This is a genomic window from Streptococcus pacificus, assembly GCF_016481305.1.
GTDB lineage: Bacteria > Bacillota > Bacilli > Lactobacillales > Streptococcaceae > Streptococcus > Streptococcus pacificus.
In genome coordinates, this window is record NZ_JAENBO010000003.1 from 15,243 (window position 1) to 30,709 (window position 15,467).

At 35.6% G+C, this 15,467-nt stretch carries 16 protein-coding genes; all 16 read right to left on the reverse strand.

Annotated elements, in window-relative coordinates:
- Positions 1 to 162: 162 nt before the first annotated feature.
- The 16 genes from JHK62_RS04355 to JHK62_RS04430 all read right to left on the reverse strand — a co-directional run bounded on the left by JHK62_RS04355 (position 163) and on the right by JHK62_RS04430 (position 15,458).
- Positions 163 to 1,032: a DNA/RNA non-specific endonuclease gene (locus JHK62_RS04355; RefSeq protein WP_199575484.1), complete on the reverse strand. Its 870-nt coding sequence runs from the start codon at positions 1,030 to 1,032 to the stop codon at positions 163 to 165.
- A gap of 28 nt (positions 1,033 to 1,060) precedes the next feature.
- Positions 1,061 to 1,249 carry a DNA-directed RNA polymerase subunit beta gene (locus tag JHK62_RS04360; RefSeq protein WP_199575486.1) on the reverse strand — a complete coding sequence of 63 codons (189 nt, stop codon included), beginning with the start codon at positions 1,247 to 1,249 and terminating at the stop codon, positions 1,061 to 1,063.
- A gap of 2 nt (positions 1,250 to 1,251) precedes the next feature.
- The gene (gene murA, locus JHK62_RS04365; protein WP_199575488.1) at positions 1,252 to 2,523 is read right to left on the reverse strand and encodes a UDP-N-acetylglucosamine 1-carboxyvinyltransferase; all 1,272 of its coding nucleotides are present in this window, start codon (positions 2,521 to 2,523) and stop codon (positions 1,252 to 1,254) included.
- Positions 2,524 to 2,578: 55 nt separating this feature from the next.
- The gene (locus JHK62_RS04370) at positions 2,579 to 2,806 is read right to left on the reverse strand and encodes a DUF1146 family protein (protein WP_246447895.1); all 228 of its coding nucleotides are present in this window, start codon (positions 2,804 to 2,806) and stop codon (positions 2,579 to 2,581) included.
- Between the two features lie 124 nt (positions 2,807 to 2,930).
- Positions 2,931 to 3,347, reverse strand: a complete 417-nt coding sequence (locus JHK62_RS04375; protein ID WP_199575489.1) for a F0F1 ATP synthase subunit epsilon — start codon at positions 3,345 to 3,347, stop codon at positions 2,931 to 2,933.
- A 9-nt stretch (positions 3,348 to 3,356) separates the two neighbouring features.
- Positions 3,357 to 4,766, reverse strand: coding sequence for a F0F1 ATP synthase subunit beta (atpD, locus tag JHK62_RS04380; protein ID WP_199575490.1), 1,410 nt, complete (start codon positions 4,764 to 4,766; stop codon positions 3,357 to 3,359).
- A gap of 19 nt (positions 4,767 to 4,785) precedes the next feature.
- Complete coding sequence (locus tag JHK62_RS04385; RefSeq protein ID WP_199575491.1) at positions 4,786 to 5,664, reverse strand: F0F1 ATP synthase subunit gamma; 879 nt, start codon at positions 5,662 to 5,664, stop codon at positions 4,786 to 4,788.
- 14 nt (positions 5,665 to 5,678) lie between these two features.
- Positions 5,679 to 7,184: a F0F1 ATP synthase subunit alpha gene (atpA, locus tag JHK62_RS04390; protein ID WP_199575492.1), complete on the reverse strand. Its 1,506-nt coding sequence runs from the start codon at positions 7,182 to 7,184 to the stop codon at positions 5,679 to 5,681.
- A gap of 15 nt (positions 7,185 to 7,199) precedes the next feature.
- Entirely contained in the window at positions 7,200 to 7,736 is a 537-nt protein-coding gene (locus JHK62_RS04395) for a F0F1 ATP synthase subunit delta (protein WP_199575493.1), read from the reverse strand.
- Entirely contained in the window at positions 7,736 to 8,242 is a 507-nt protein-coding gene (gene atpF, locus JHK62_RS04400) for a F0F1 ATP synthase subunit B (RefSeq protein ID WP_199575494.1), read from the reverse strand. The genes JHK62_RS04395 and atpF overlap by 1 nt, the downstream gene beginning before the upstream one ends.
- A 19-nt stretch (positions 8,243 to 8,261) precedes the next feature.
- A complete protein-coding gene (atpB, locus tag JHK62_RS04405; protein ID WP_246447897.1) occupies positions 8,262 to 8,966 on the reverse strand; it encodes a F0F1 ATP synthase subunit A in 705 nt (234 codons plus the stop codon).
- Positions 8,967 to 9,005: 39 nt separating this feature from the next.
- The gene (locus JHK62_RS04410) at positions 9,006 to 9,206 is read right to left on the reverse strand and encodes an ATP synthase subunit c family protein (protein WP_199575495.1); all 201 of its coding nucleotides are present in this window, start codon (positions 9,204 to 9,206) and stop codon (positions 9,006 to 9,008) included.
- A 142-nt stretch (positions 9,207 to 9,348) separates the two neighbouring features.
- Complete coding sequence (locus JHK62_RS04415) at positions 9,349 to 11,748, reverse strand: glycogen/starch/alpha-glucan phosphorylase (RefSeq protein ID WP_199575497.1); 2,400 nt, start codon at positions 11,746 to 11,748, stop codon at positions 9,349 to 9,351.
- 26 nt (positions 11,749 to 11,774) lie between these two features.
- Positions 11,775 to 13,202, reverse strand: coding sequence for a glycogen synthase GlgA (gene glgA / locus JHK62_RS04420; RefSeq protein ID WP_199575499.1), 1,428 nt, complete (start codon positions 13,200 to 13,202; stop codon positions 11,775 to 11,777).
- The gene (gene glgD / locus JHK62_RS04425; protein WP_199575501.1) at positions 13,199 to 14,329 is read right to left on the reverse strand and encodes a glucose-1-phosphate adenylyltransferase subunit GlgD; all 1,131 of its coding nucleotides are present in this window, start codon (positions 14,327 to 14,329) and stop codon (positions 13,199 to 13,201) included. The genes glgA and glgD overlap by 4 nt, the downstream gene beginning before the upstream one ends.
- On the reverse strand, positions 14,319 to 15,458 hold the full coding sequence (locus JHK62_RS04430; protein ID WP_199575502.1) for a glucose-1-phosphate adenylyltransferase: 1,140 nt from the start codon (positions 15,456 to 15,458) through the stop codon (positions 14,319 to 14,321). Before JHK62_RS04430 ends, glgD begins: the two co-directional genes overlap by 11 nt.
- Positions 15,459 to 15,467: the final 9 nt, after the last annotated feature.

Below are 15,467 nucleotides of genomic sequence, written 5' to 3' on the forward strand. Positions count from 1 at the left end.
ATTTTTTTGGTATCCATTTTATGCTACTACTCTTTAAAAGTAGTTATTGACAATTATTTCCTAAATTATAACAAATTTATAAAAAAATAGAAACTTTCAGTATCTAAACACCCCCATAAAAGCTATAAAAACAATAAAAACTTTCTCTAAAAAGAGAAAGTATCACTCTGTTAATGTCATTTGACCAGTTTCGTAATTAATCGTTAATCCTTTTTGAACATTAGGAATAAAAACATTAAATTCTATAGAACCATCTGAAGATTTGGCTTCAATCTGTCTTCCTCTTGCTACAATATCATTTTTGTCATAGATTAAGGTCACTCGGTAACGGATAATTTTATTATTATCTAATCCTTTACGAACAATTGTTTCATAATAATTTTGACCGGTAGAAAACTCACTATTTGCTTGATTAGACCAAGCTGTCTGAGTAGCAATATTTAAAGGATTACTAGCCGATGGATCAAATCCTCTTAAATTCCCAATTAAAGAATAGGCAACAAGATGGCCTCTATCAACGGCATGATCAAAATCACCCGATAAGTCATAAAGTTGATGCCAACCAGGTGGTGTCCAAGACGTAGAACCGTTTCCTGTTTCTTCTCTATTTTTGTATTGTCGTGTATTTTTAGTTAATAAGGCATTGGCTACTGTTGGAACAACTTCTCCACTTACTTCTTTGGTTTTAATATCAATATAAGGAGCACTTGAAACTTTAGGATTTAAGTTGGTTTGATTATGGTTAACAATAAATGCTCCGGCTTGATTCCATTCAAGTTTCTGACCGATTTGTTTGATGACTGTAGTGGTTAAAACAGATCTGGCTAATGTTTCATCAGGAGTGCTATCTTGAAGAGGAGATTGTTTTGAGTCTTGTCTTCCTTCATCTTCACTAAAGATGTGAACCAACTGTTTGATAGGATGGTTATTTGAAATAGCATCATTTGAAGCAATATATGATAGCCCTAAGATGATAATAACAGAAAGCAAAGAGATAATTGCTTTTTGTTCTTTCTTTGATTTTCTAGCCATAATTTCCTTTCTGTGGAAATAGTATTAACTAGTTTCCAGTAAATTTACTAACAATTGCCTTCCAGTGATCTATTGATAAAATGGATAGAGGATCTTCTCCCCCGCCAAAAAAACTGTAACCTATCATTAAGCCAACTGCTAAAAAACAAAGACTTAAAATAGCAAGTAATGCGACTAAGCCAAATTTCTTAGCAACATTAAGAAATCTTTCTTTCATAGTTATTCTCCACTAACTCTTTTAATGTGAGCACCAAGTTTAGCTAATTTTTCATGAAATTGATAATAGCCACGATCAAGATGGATTAATTTACCGACCGTTGTAGTCCCTTCTACTGCCATTCCCGCTAAAATAAGTGCTGCACTAGCTCTTAAATCAGTTGACATAACAGGCGCTCCTTGGAGTTTTCTGCCACCATGAATGATGGCAGTATCACGTAAAATCTCAATGGTTAGTCCCATACGACGCATCTCTTCTAAATGTTGAAAACGATTCTCAAATACCGTTTCAATCATAGTAGATTCGCCTTTTACCATGGCCATTAAAGCAGTGAATTGTGCTTGCATATCAGTAGGAAAACCTGGGTGAGGCATTGTTTTAACTGTCACTGGTTTTAATTTCTCAAGATCAGCTTTGACACGAATACCACCTTCTTCTTCGGTCACCTCAACGCCCATTTCTTTTAGTTTAGAGATTAAGGGGCGATTATGCTCCCAAATGGCATCCTTTACTAGAACATCACCACTAGTGATGGCAGCCGCAACCATAAACGTTCCCGCTTCAATGCGGTCTTGAACCACACCATGTTCTGCACCATGTAAACTGTCTACGCCAATAATAGTAATAGTTTCTGTACCAGCTCCCTTAACATTAGCTCCCATTTTATTTAAAAGAAGAGATAAATCTACAATTTCAGGTTCTCTTGCAGCATTTTCAATTACAGTTTTACCTTCAGCTAATGTTGCTGCCATCATCAAATTCTGTGTCGCACCGACACTTGGAAAATCCATATAAAAATGGGCACCCTTTAGACGTTTTGCCGTTGCGGTGATATCACCACCTTCTTGATGAATCTCAGCCCCCATTGCCTCTAAGCCTTTTAAATGTAAATCAATAGGACGACTACCAATTGTACAGCCACCTGGCATCGAAACCTTTGCATAACCATTTCTAGCTAAAATTGGGCCTAAAACAACAATTGAAGCCCTCATTTTATTAATAAATTCATAAGGTGCTGTCGCTAAAATATCACCAGTTGCATCGACTAAAATCTCCTTTTTAGCTTCATCAAAATCAACTGAAATATTAAGACCTCGAACAACGTGATTCATTGTATAGACATCAGATAAAATGGGAACATTCTTTAATAATGTTTTCCCCTTTGAAGGTAAAATAGTAGCTGCTAAGAGAGGAAGAACGGCATTTTTTGCACCCTCAATAGTTACCTCCCCTTTTAAACTAGTATTTCCGCCTTCAATAATAATTTTATCCATAATAAGTCTCCATTCTATAGCTAAAATAATGCTAATCTCTAATCATTTTTTGATGTTAAAAGAACAAAAATAGTCTTTCTGATATTTCTATTATTGTCATAATAAAGTTACTAACCATAAAACCAATGGTAATACTGAGAAATAATATTAGTAACTTAATTTTGCCAACATTCAAGGTTGGTTGTTTTACGATTTTTCCCCAGTCAAATAGGGTGATGAGCAATTGATAAGTCATTCCTATCAATATTAGGTGAGTTGTAAAACGAAGTATTAAATCAATCATTTCCATCCTTCTATTATAACAAAAAAAAGCAGAGATGACAGTAAATTGTTTATCCGCTTTGTTTTCAGATTTTTTCCCATTTTTAAAACTAAAAAGACTTGGTATTCCCAAGTCTTTTTGAATGTTATTTATTTCCGACTGTAATACGGTTAATGGCTCTTTCTAGAGCGACTTTAGCTCGCTTCATTTCATCAACCTTTTGTTCTTTTTGTGCTTCTTCAAGGGCCTGCTCAGCTCGCATTTTAGCACGTTCAGCACGACTAACGTCAATATCTCTTTTACGTTCTGCCGAGTCTGCAACAATCGTAATCAGATTGTTTTTGATTTCTAAAATTCCACCATTAACGGCAACCCAGTCAACGTGAGAAACATCATCAACACGCCTTATTTTAACTTCATGAACCTCTAACGGTGCAATCATGTTGATATGTTTAGGTAAAATCCCAATTTCACCTGCTTTAGTATGTGCTAAAACAAAAGCAGCATGGTGATTATACTTGAGACCGTCTGGTGTCACAATTTGTACCGTCATATGTTGCATTTAATTACCTCACTCAAAGCCCATTTTCTTGGCTTTCTCAATCACATCTTCAATGCGTCCAACGCTTCTAAAAGCATCTTCAGGTAACTCATCATATTTACCTGCTAAAATTTCCTTAAAGCCACGAACAGTTTCTGAAACAGGGACATAAGATCCTGGCTGTCCAGTGAATTGTTCAGCAACATTAAAGTTTTGTGATAGGAAAAATTGGATACGACGCGCTCTACCAACTAATGTTTTTTCTTTATCAGATAGTTCATCCATACCCAAAATAGCAATAATGTCTTGTAATTCACGGTAACGCTGAAGAACTCTTTGAACTTCTGTTGCCACTTCATAGTGCTCACGACCAACAATTTCTGGAGATAGGGCACGAGAACTTGAAGCTAGAGGATCAACAGCTGGGTAGATACCCATTTGGGTTAATTTACGTTCTAGGTTAGTTGTTGAATCTAGGTGAGCAAAGGCTGTTGCAGGTGCAGGGTCAGTATAGTCATCGGCTGGAACATAAATAGCTTGAATAGAAGTAACAGACCCTTTTTTAGTTGAAGTGATACGCTCTTGTAATTGTCCCATCTCAGTAGCCAGCGTAGGTTGATAACCAACCGCTGAAGGCATACGGCCTAAAAGGGCTGAAACCTCAGAACCTGCCTGAGTGAAACGGAAAATATTATCAATAAATAATAGAACGTCTTGACCTTCAACATCACGGAAGTATTCAGCAATTGTAAGACCAGTTAGGGCAACACGCATCCTAGCTCCTGGTGGCTCATTCATTTGTCCAAATACCATGGCTGTTTTTTCGATAACACCTGATTCTTTCATTTCCCAGTAAAGGTCATTTCCTTCACGCGTTCTTTCTCCAACACCTGTGAAAACAGAAATACCACCGTGTTCTTGGGCAATATTATGAATCAATTCTTGGATAAGAACAGTTTTACCAACTCCGGCACCACCAAAAAGACCAACTTTCCCCCCTTTAAGGTAAGGAGCTAAAAGGTCAATGACTTTAATTCCTGTTTCCAAAATTTCAGTAGATGTTGCCAATTCATCAAAAGAAGGTGCTTTTTTATGAATAGGTTGGCGTAGTGCTTGCTCTGAAAATGGTTGCTCTAGGTCAATCGTTTCTCCTAAAACATTAAATACACGTCCAAGTGTTTCTTTACCGACAGGGACACTAATCGGACGACCAGTATCAAAGACCTCTAGCCCTCGTTTTAAACCATCAGTTGATTCCATGGCAATGGTACGAATCATCCCATCACCTAGCTCAAGAGCTACTTCTAAAACGATTTTTTGTTTTTTGTCGCCATCTTTATAAACAACTAGTGCATTATTTATCTCAGGTAATTGATCTCCAGTTGCAAATACAACATCAACTACTGGACCAATAACTTGAGCAATTTTGCCTAAGCTCATGTATTTCTCCTTTTTCATATTATTCAAGTGCATTAGCACCAGCTACAATCTCTGTAATTTCTTGTGTTATCGCTGCTTGTCTAGCGCGATTATATTGAATTGTTAAATCATTGATGACATTTTTAGCATTGTCAGTTGCCGTTTGCATAGCTGTCATCCCTGCGGCATGTTCAGCTGTTTTGGCATCAACGATGGCGCCATAAATCAGACTTTCAGTGTATTGAGGCAACAATTGTTCCAAAATCACTTCACGATTTGGCTCTAATTCAAAACTGCTAACATCTCCTTCAGTTGCTTCTTTGGCATCCAAATCAGATATAGGAAGCATTTGCTCAACACGAACTTGACTTGTCAAACTATTAACATGATGATTATAGCAAACATATACTTCATCGAACAATTCGTTCTTATACATTTCAACAGTCTTTGAAAGAATTTGTCCTACTTGTTCAAAGCTTGGTTGATCTTGTAATCCTCTCAACTCAAACAAAACATTTATTTTTCTAGCTTTGAAAAAATCAGACCCTACACCACCAATTGAAATGATGGCATAATCATCTCCGTTTGGATGATATTCATCAATGATGTCCATCATTGCTTTTAAAATTTTAGAATTGTAACCACCAACTAAACCTTTATCAGAAGTAATGACCACATAGGCTGTTTTTTTGACTTCTCTAGCAACCAGCATGGTATTGGTCGTGTCCCCTGATAATTCTGATTTTAGTAAATCAGTCGTAATTTGACGAATTTTTGAGGCATAAATTTGAAAATGTTTGGCAGCTTGCTCTGACTGAACTAGTTTTGCCGATGATACCATTCGCATGGCGCTGGTAATTTTACTTGTTTTTTCTGTTGAAATAATTTTTGATTTTATTTCACTAAGAGAGCCTACCATGTAATAACCTCCCTTTATTTATATTGTGATTGATCTTTATAAGCTTGAATAGCTTCATCAAGGATAGTTTCCTCTGGGAGATCTTTTGTTGTTCTAATAATCTCAAAGATATTTTCATAATTTGAATCAAAATAGTCATAAAGACCTTGTTCAAAATTAAGAATATTATTAACTGGAACATCATCTAAGAAACCATGTGTCAAGGCATAGAGAATGACAACTTGTTTTTCTACAGGGAGAGGTTTATGTAACGGTTGTTTTAAAACTTCTACTGTACGACGGCCACGGTTTAACTTGGCTTGTGTTGCTGCATCTAAATCTGAACCAAATTGTGTAAAGGCTTCTAACTCTCTATAAGATGCTAAGTCAAGACGTAGTGTTCCTGCTACTTTTTTCATAGCCTTAATCTGAGCACTACCACCAACACGAGAAACTGATGAACCAGCATCAATAGCCGGACGGATACCAGAGTTAAATAAACTTTCTTGAAGGAAAATCTGACCGTCAGTAATTGAAATTACGTTGGTCGCAATATAAGCTGAGATATCACCTGCTTGAGTTTCAATAAATGGAAGAGCTGTAATTGAGCCTCCTCCTAATTCATCTGAAACTTTTGCTGATCTTTCTAATAAACGGCTATGAAGGTAGAAAACATCCCCTGGATAAGCTTCACGTCCTGGAGGACGTCTTAGTAAAAGAGATAATTCACGGTAAGCAACAGCTTGTTTTGACAAATCATCATAAACAACAAGAACATGTTTTCCGTTATACATAAACTCTTCAGCCATAGCGACACCCGCATAAGGAGCGATAAATAAAAGTGGCGAAGGTTGTGAAGCAGACGCTGTGACAACAATAGTGTAATCAAGAGCACCATATTGTCTCAAGGTTTCTACTTGTGTTCTAACAGTTGACTCTTTTTGCCCAATAGCGACATAGATACATATCATATCTTGGCCTTTTTGGTTCAAAATGGTATCTATTGCGACTGCTGTTTTACCTGTCTGGCGATCACCAATGATTAATTCTCTTTGCCCACGACCAATAGGGACTAAAGCATCAATAGCTTTCAGTCCTGTTTGTAAAGGTTCTGAAACCGATTTACGTTCCATAACACCTGGAGCTGGCGCTTCTACTGGACGTGTTTTATCCGTTTTAATATCCCCTAATCCATCAACAGGCATTCCTAAAGGATTAACAACTCTACCAATGAGTTCCTCTCCAACAGGAACTTCCATAATTTTTCCGGTTCTTTTAACGAGATTGCCTTCACGAATTGAGCTAAAATCTCCAAGAATGATAATACCAATATCATTTGACTCCAAATTTTGAGCCATACCAAAAACACCATTTTCAAACTCTAGGAGTTCTCCACTCATGGCATTATCTAGTCCTCGTGCTCTTGCGATACCATCACCAATATAGGTAACGACACCTGTCTCACTGACATCAAAATCTGGCTGAAAATTTTCGATTTGCTTTTTAATTAAAGCGCTAATCTCTTGTGCATTAATTGCCAAAAGCCACACCACTTTCTATTTTAATTTCATTTTTAATGTTTGTAATTGATGACGAATACTAGTATCAATGACCTTGTTATTTGCAGAAATAATAAAGCCACCAATTAACTCTTCATCGATTTCTTCGATTAAACGACGAGGCGTTAAATCAAACTTTTGAGCAACAATTGCTAAAAGACGTTCTTTTTGTGTTTCGGTTAAAGAAACAGCAGAGGTTACCTTAATATCAAAGGTATTGGTCTCATGTGATAAACGGTCAAGAACAGTTTCAAAAATCGGAACGAGAAGAGCCATTCTTTCATTTTGAATAATGACTTCTAGAAAATTATTTAGATATTCCGATTGGGAATTTTGAAATAATCTAACAAGTTTTACCTTATTAGAAACATCTATACTAAGATCTGCAAAATACTGGTCTAAATGATTATCACGGCAAATACTTAAGATGTCTGAAATATCCTCTTCAATCACAGCGATAGAATTTTTTTCAATCGCTACCTCAACGAGACTTTTGGCATATTGCTCAATCAGACGATAAGTTCTTTTGTCCATTAAGCTTCTCCTAACTTATCAAGATAATCATTAACTAATTGACTCTTTGAGGTTGCATCTAATTGTTCATTGAGAATTTTTTCTGCCAGCAAAATCGTTAGGTTCGTTACTTCACCTTTGACACTTGAAAGAGCTTCTTCTTTTTCTCTTGCAATATCTTGATGCGCCTTATCTTTTATTAGATGAGCTGATTCTTTTGCTTCTGAAATAATTTTGTTGCCTTGTTCATTACTAATTTCTTTAGCATTATCAATAATCTTATTGGCTTCTGTTTTTGCTTCATTTAAAGCCTCTTCACGCTTGTTGGCTAATTTTTCAGCTCTGACTTTAGCGTGTTCAGCACTATCAATATCATTAGAGATTCTTTTTTCACGCTCATCAAAGATAGCTAAGAGTTTTCCCCAAGCAAACTTCTTGATAAGGACTAATAAAATAAGAAAACTACCCGTAACAATGATGAAGTTTCCAATTAAAATATTAATTCCTACTGTTGATAAAATATACATAATCTACTTTCCTTTCTTACTAACTATTTACTTTTTTTCCGAGATAAATAGAAGTAAGTAGTATAAAGACATAAGCCTGCAAACATGAAATGAAGGCTGAAAAACCTACCCATACAACATTCATCGCAAAAGCAAATGGTGCAAGGAAAATGCTTTGATTAGCCATTTGCAATAATAATGATAATAAAATCTCTCCTGAGAAAATATTACCATATAGACGTAGTGATAAAGACACAATGTTAGTTACTTCTTCAAGTAAGTTCATCGGTGTCATAGCTATTGGTGTGATAAAACCTTTAATATAGTGTTTCACACCTCTTATCTTAATGGCTTGGTATTGAATGACAAGTGACATTAAAATAGATAAGGCAAAGTCAAAAGCCATATTAGAGGTCGGAGAACCCCACCAATTATAACCATTTGGTGTTTGAATTTTTGTCATTAAGCCTAAATTGTTGGCAAAAAGCAAAAAAGTAAACACGACAAAGAAAAATGGTGTGAATTTTTTACCAAGTTTCTCACCAAGTTCTCCTTTAATAACACCAAAAACAAAATCATAAACGTACTCAAGAACATTTTGTTTTCCTTTAGGTTTTAGCGTCATGTTTCGGCTTGCCCAAAAAACTAAAGAAAAGACGAGAACAACAATTAAAGCAGACATGATAAGTATGGTCAAATCAAAAGCAACTGGCCCGATATTAATGATTGGCATTTCTGATTCCAACTAAGTCCACCTTCTTTCTACAAATTGCATAGTCATCTATTATTTAAGGAATAATGACATCCCTAAAGTAACAAAGAATGTTCCTTCAATAAAACCAATACCAAGGAAAATGATTGGTCTTAATTTATCAAATAATTCTGGTTGACGAGAAACAGCTCTCATAAAATTTGAAACCAAGTAACCTTCTGCAAGACTTACTCCAAAACAGGCAATCCCTAAAGCTAAAATACCTAATGTCATTTGAAAATACTCCTTATGTTTAAAAATTTTTTACCAATCTAGTGTAGTCCTATTTTTTAAGTTTGTCAAATATAACTTTAAAAGAAAGGGTAGAGATAAAAGTTTTTTGCCACCTCTAAAAAGAGGTGACAAAACCTTTATTTTAGCATTTTTTAATTTGCCACAATTCCTCAGCATACTGTGAAATCGTGTCATCTGATGTAAATTTATGTGACTTAGCAATATTCATCAGGCTCATTTGAGACCAGATTTTCTTGTCACGGTATAAGTCATCAATTTTTTCTTGTGCTTTTACATAAGACATAAAGTCTTCTAGTAAGAAATATTCATCATTATGAGTGATGAGTGACTCAAAGATTTCCATTCCCTCGCTTGAAACATCAGCAATAGTACCATTTACAAACGTATCAACGACCCGTTTGATGATAGGTTGATTTTCATAAATACCACGAGAATAATAATCATGCTTACGATAGTGATCATAGACATCGTCTTTGGTCATGCCAAAAATAACGATATTGTCATCGCCCACTTCATCTTTGATTTCAATGTTGGCGCCATCTAAGGTTGCTAGAGTGATTGAGCCAGTCATCATGAATTTCATATTTGACGTTCCTGATGCTTCTTTTGAAGCCAGAGAAATTTGTTCAGAAACATCTGCTGCTGGAATAATCAACTCAGCTAGACTAACATTATAGTTTTCTAAAAAAACAACCTTCAATTTGTCTCCTAAATCAGTATCATTATTGACAAGATTTGCCACTTCATTGATTAACTTAATAACTGATTTGGCAAAATGATAACCAGGAGCTGCTTTTGCTCCAAAAATAAAGACTCTTGGAACCATATCTTTATTAGGATTATCTTTTAAATCCCAGTAAAGTTTAATAATGTGCATCAAATTAAGAAGTTGGCGTTTGTATGCATGAAGCCTTTTGACTTGAACGTCAAAAATAGCATCTGTTGACACACTAATTCCTGTGGTGTTATAGATATAAGTCGCTAGACGTTCTTTGGCTTCTTGTTTCACACAGTAAAAATCATTTAAAATAGTCTCATCATTAACATAATTTTTTAATTCTTCAAGCTGATGAATATCTTTTCGCCAGTCGCAACCAATTACTTTATCAATTTGTTGAGATAATTCTGGGGCAGCAATTTGTGTCCAACGTCTTTGAACAATACCATTTGTTTTATTATTGAATTTTTCCGGATAAATGCTGTAAAAATCACTGAGAGTGTCTTCTTTTAAGAGTTTTGTATGAAGTTTTGCCACACCATTAACTGAATAGCCACCAATAATGGCTAAATGAGCCATATGAATCTGTCCATCTTTGACAATCCTTGTTCTCTCAATAATATTTGCGTCCACCCCTTCAGTAGCCATTTGGGCAACATAACGATTATCGATTTCTAGGATGATTTGATAAACTCTTGGTAATACTTTCTTAAAGAGTCCTTCATCCCATTTTTCCAATGCCTCAGATAAAATCGTGTGGTTGGTGTAACTCATTGTTTTAACAGTAGTTTCCCAAGCCTCTTGCCACTCTAAACCATAAACATCAATTAATAATCGCATAAATTCAGCAGGGGCGACTGCTGGGTGAGTGTCATTGATATGAACAGATACTTTTTCATGGATTTGTTCTAAAGGTCTTCCTTGTTTTAAATAATACTTAATAATCGTTTGAAGACCAGCACTAGTCATAAAGTACTCTTGAGTGAGCCTTAATTCTTTTCCTTCATAACTTGTGTCATCTGGATATAAAACAGCTGTAATGTCTTGCACTTTGCGACGATCTTCTAAGGTTTTATACTGTAATTCATCTTCCTCAGGAATTTCTACATCCCAAAGTCTAAGGTTATTGACAATACCATTTTGATAACCCAGTTGAGGAACATCGTAAGGAACAGCTCTAAGGGTTTGTGAATTTTCGTAAATCGGTACTAATTTCCCTTTTTCATTCATCTGGAGGTGAACGTTACCATACAATTTAACATCAACAATATCATGGTCTTTACGAACTTCCCAGACATTTCCTACTGATCCAAACCAAGCGTCAGGCAATTCGACTTGATGACCATTAACAATTCTTTGCTTAAATAAACCATATTGATAGCGTAAACCATTCCCAAATCCAGGGTAACTCGTGGTTGCAAGTGAATCCATAAAGGCAGCTGCTAAACGGCCTAACCCACCATTTCCAAGAGCCATATCATGTTCAGCGTTTTTAACAGCTTCAAAATCAATTCCTAGGTCTGAAAAACCATCTTTAACTAACTCTAGAATACCCAAATTTAAGAGATTTGTTTCAAGCATTCGGCCTGGCAGAAATTCGATAGAAAAATAGAAGGCTATTTTCTCTTGTTCATCTGAAAGTCTTTTATTTCTTTCTAACCACTGAGGCGTGTAATATTTTCTTATGACTTTAGCCAAGGAAGTAAAAAGCTCTACTGGTGTCGCTACAGGAATTTTGATAAGATGCTCTTCATGCAAAGCGTCCTTAAAATCTCTGATAAATTGTTCTTTTGTTACTGACATGATTGTCCTTTCTTTCATCGCTAATGTTAAAGCTTTTGATATAGCGCATCATAGGCTTTACTTGCTGTGTCCCATGAAAAATCTTGTTCCATGGCGTTTTGCTGTAATTTCCTCCAGTCTTCTTTATTATTATAATATAGCTCAATAGCGCCTTCAACTGCTTTTGTTAACCAATAACCAGAAAAATGATTAAATGAAAAACCAGTACCTGTCTTATCGTAGGCATTATAAGGCATGACAGTATCTTTTAAACCACCAACTTCATGAACGATTGGAAGAGTCCCATATCTCATGGCCATCATTTGAGAGAGACCACAAGGTTCAAAGGCACTTGGCATTAAAAAGAGGTCACTTCCGGCATAAATTTTTTGGGCAAATGCCAAATCAAACGTAATATTAGCAGATAATTTATCTGGGTATTTTGATGCAAACCAGCTAAAAGCATTTTCAAAACCAGTATAACCCGTTCCTAATAAGACAATTTGAAGATCATACTGAAGAATATTGTGTAATTCTCTAACAACTAAATCAAACCCTTTTTGATCAGTCAAACGAGAAACGATACCAATCAAAGGAACATCATCTCTGATAGGAAGTCCTGCTTGCTCTTGTAAATCTGATTTGTTTAAGGCCTTATTTTCAATTGTTTCCTTTGAAAAATGAGCTACTAAGTGTTCATCTGTAGCTGGATTAAACAATTCTGTGTCTATCCCATTAACAATTCCAGTTAATTTAGCAGCTTCCATTCGCATCACTGTTTCTAAACCCTTACCAAAAGCTGACGTCATGATTTCTGCGGCATAACTTGGTGAAACAGTTGTGACAGAATTAGCATAGAGAACTCCTGCTTTCATCCAGTTTAAGCAATCGTTCCATCGTAACGTTCCATCCTCATAGCGTTCTAAACCGACACCGAATAAATCCCAAAGCATTCCAGGTTCAAATTGTCCTTGAAATTCAATATTATGAATGGTAAAGACTGTTTTGATGTCTTGATAAGCTTCAATCCAGTGATATTTTTCTTTTAGAAGATAAGGAATCATGGCTGTATGGTAATCGTGGACATGAAGAACATCTGGGATAAAATCAATTTTTTCCATTAACTCAATAGCGGCTAGTTGAAAGAAGGCAAAGCGTTCACCATCATCCCACTCCCCATAAACAGTTCCTCTAAAGAAATAGTCTCTATTATCGATAAAATAGAAGGTGACATCATTTTGAATCAATTTTTTGACACCAACATACTGATGACGCCAACCAACATCAGTGAAATAATATAAAACATCCTCTACTTGGTCACCAAATTGATAATCGACAGAATCATAATAAGGTAAAACAACACTAACGTCATGGCCTTTTTTGACCAAAGACTTTGGCAGTGCACCAATAACATCACCTAATCCACCTGTTTTGACAAAGGGGCTGGCTTCAGCTGCGACAAACATAATTTTCATTTGATAATATCTCCATTTATCTCTTGTCCCTTAGCAATGACCACTGGGTCATCTTTTGTACCTTTAATCGTCACACCTTTTGGAATAGTATTACCTTTATCGATAATCGCATACTCAACAACAGCCCCTTCTTCAATAGTTACTTTTGGAAAAACGATAGAATGACTGACCTTAGCATCTTCTTTGATAGAGCAATTTCTTGAAATAATTGAATGCTCAACATAACCCTTAATAATACTTCCTGAGGCAAATTGTGAGTTTAGCACAGTTGATTTTTTATCAAAGAAGGTTGCCTCTTCATTTTTAATCTTGGTGTAGACCTTTTGATTACTATAAAGTAGTGAATAGAATTTTTGTGACTCTAACATATCCATATTAGCATCATAATAAGATTTCACAGAATTAATGTTTGATAAGTAACCGGTGTACTCAAACGCAAGACCTTTTTCTGTAACGATTAAATCTCTAAGTAAGTATCTAATTTTTCTAAGATTACCAGTTTTTAGCTCTTCTTCCATTTTTTCAATAAGCCATGGAGTGTTAACAACATAGATATCTGCTGACATAGAAACCGTCTCTTGGCCAGCCTTTTCTTTTTTTCCAATCACATTATCCATCTCATCAATTTCTAAGATATCGTTAACAGGAGAAACCATTTCTTTAGGCAATCTTTTATAAACAACCGTTATTTGGCGTTTGTTGACATTATGTAAATGAATCACTTGTTCAAGATTGATATTACACAAGATGTCACAGGTCATATAGACTGTTTGATCACTTCCTGAACGCTTTAAATAGGTCAAAATTTGATTGTAATAATCTTCATCAGTGTACTCATCAGTGTTTTCAGTATTATAGAACCCTAAAAAATAATGACTAAGGAGAGTACTTAATCCCCACTCCCGTCCACTTCTTATGTGGTCAAATACTGAACGAATGTTTTGTCCTCTAAAAATACCGTAGACACTTCTGATACCAGCATTTGCTAAACTTGACAATTGAAAATCAATCAAACGGTATTTCCCATCAAATGGTAAGTTCGCTAGAGGACGATTAGCTGTTAACTCAGCCATGTCGTGATAACCAACAGTATTTCCTAATATGGCAGAATATTTATCAATCTTCATTTGGAACCCCCACTTTTTCATTATAACCAACAACTTGAACTTCATTTGTGCCATCAATGACGACATTATCACTAATAACAGCCCCTTCACCGATAATAGATCTTATGATTTTAGCATTTTCACCAATTTTTGCACCACTCATGATGAAGCTATCTTTAATCAAGGCACCTTCTTTGACTTGAACATTAGTAGATAAAATAGAATTTTCAACTTCACCAGCTACAAAGCAACCATCAACCACTAAAGAGTCTTTGACACGCGCCTTATCTGTGATGAAATTAGGAGGTGCGATATGACTTTTAGAATATATTTTCCAATTTCTATCACGGCTATTGAGTTCATTATCAATAGCAATATATTCCATATTAGCTTCCCAAAGTGATTCAATTGTGCCAACATCTTTCCAATAACCATTAAAGTTATAGGTGTAAACACGTTCTCCTGATTCTAAATAAGCAGGAATAACATTGTTTCCGAAGTCAGACATATCAACATCATTTTTTTCAGCATTAATCAACATTTCACGAAGACGAGGCCAATCAAAAATATAAATCCCCATAGAAGCCTTTGTTGATTTTGGGTGTTCGGGTTTCTCTTCAAACTCGACAATACGGTCATTAGAATCAGTATTCATAATACCAAAACGATGTGCTTCTTTTAGAGAAACATCTATAACAGCAACTGTTAAGCTTGCAAGATTATCTTTGTGGGCTTGAAGCATGTCATCATAATCCATTTTATAGATGTGATCTCCTGATAAGATAAGCACGTAATCAGGATTAACACTATCTATGTAATCAATGTTTTGATAAATGGCATGGCTAGTACCTTGAAACCAACGATTGCCTTCTGTTGCAGAATAAGGTTGTAAAATAGTAGCACCTGAATCGATACCATCTAATCCCCATGAAGAGCCATTTCCAATATGACTGTTTAAGGCTAGGGGTTGGTATTGTGTAATGACACCAACATTGTGGATGCCTGAATTGGCACAATTTGAAAGGGCAAAATCAATAATGCGATAACGTCCTCCAAATTGCACAGCTGGTTTAGCAATGGTTTGAGTTAATTTCCCTAAGCGAGTGCCTTGCCCACCGGCAAGGATTAAGGCTAACATTTCATTTTTCATCTACTTTTC

What these genes read in the sequence shown, in the direction of transcription:
- JHK62_RS04355 (WP_199575484.1), bottom strand. Translation starts at nt 1,032, where the DNA reads ATGGCTAGAAAATCAAAGAAAGAACAAAAAGCAATTATCTCTTTGCTT.
- JHK62_RS04360 (WP_199575486.1), bottom strand. Translation starts at nt 1,249, where the DNA reads ATGAAAGAAAGATTTCTTAATGTTGCTAAGAAATTTGGCTTAGTCGCA.
- murA (WP_199575488.1), bottom strand. Translation starts at nt 2,523, where the DNA reads ATGGATAAAATTATTATTGAAGGCGGAAATACTAGTTTAAAAGGGGAG.
- JHK62_RS04370 (WP_246447895.1), bottom strand. Translation starts at nt 2,806, where the DNA reads ATGATTGATTTAATACTTCGTTTTACAACTCACCTAATATTGATAGGA.
- JHK62_RS04375 (WP_199575489.1), bottom strand. Translation starts at nt 3,347, where the DNA reads ATGCAACATATGACGGTACAAATTGTGACACCAGACGGTCTCAAGTAT.
- atpD (WP_199575490.1), bottom strand. Translation starts at nt 4,766, where the DNA reads ATGAGCTTAGGCAAAATTGCTCAAGTTATTGGTCCAGTAGTTGATGTT.
- JHK62_RS04385 (WP_199575491.1), bottom strand. Translation starts at nt 5,664, where the DNA reads ATGGTAGGCTCTCTTAGTGAAATAAAATCAAAAATTATTTCAACAGAA.
- JHK62_RS04395 (WP_199575493.1), bottom strand. Translation starts at nt 7,736, where the DNA reads ATGGACAAAAGAACTTATCGTCTGATTGAGCAATATGCCAAAAGTCTC.
- atpF (WP_199575494.1), bottom strand. Translation starts at nt 8,242, where the DNA reads ATGTATATTTTATCAACAGTAGGAATTAATATTTTAATTGGAAACTTC.
- JHK62_RS04410 (WP_199575495.1), bottom strand. Translation starts at nt 9,206, where the DNA reads ATGACATTAGGTATTTTAGCTTTAGGGATTGCCTGTTTTGGAGTAAGT.
- JHK62_RS04415 (WP_199575497.1), bottom strand. Translation starts at nt 11,748, where the DNA reads ATGTCAGTAACAAAAGAACAATTTATCAGAGATTTTAAGGACGCTTTG.
- glgA (WP_199575499.1), bottom strand. Translation starts at nt 13,202, where the DNA reads ATGAAAATTATGTTTGTCGCAGCTGAAGCCAGCCCCTTTGTCAAAACA.
- glgD (WP_199575501.1), bottom strand. Translation starts at nt 14,329, where the DNA reads ATGAAGATTGATAAATATTCTGCCATATTAGGAAATACTGTTGGTTAT.
- JHK62_RS04430 (WP_199575502.1), bottom strand. Translation starts at nt 15,458, where the DNA reads ATGAAAAATGAAATGTTAGCCTTAATCCTTGCCGGTGGGCAAGGCACT.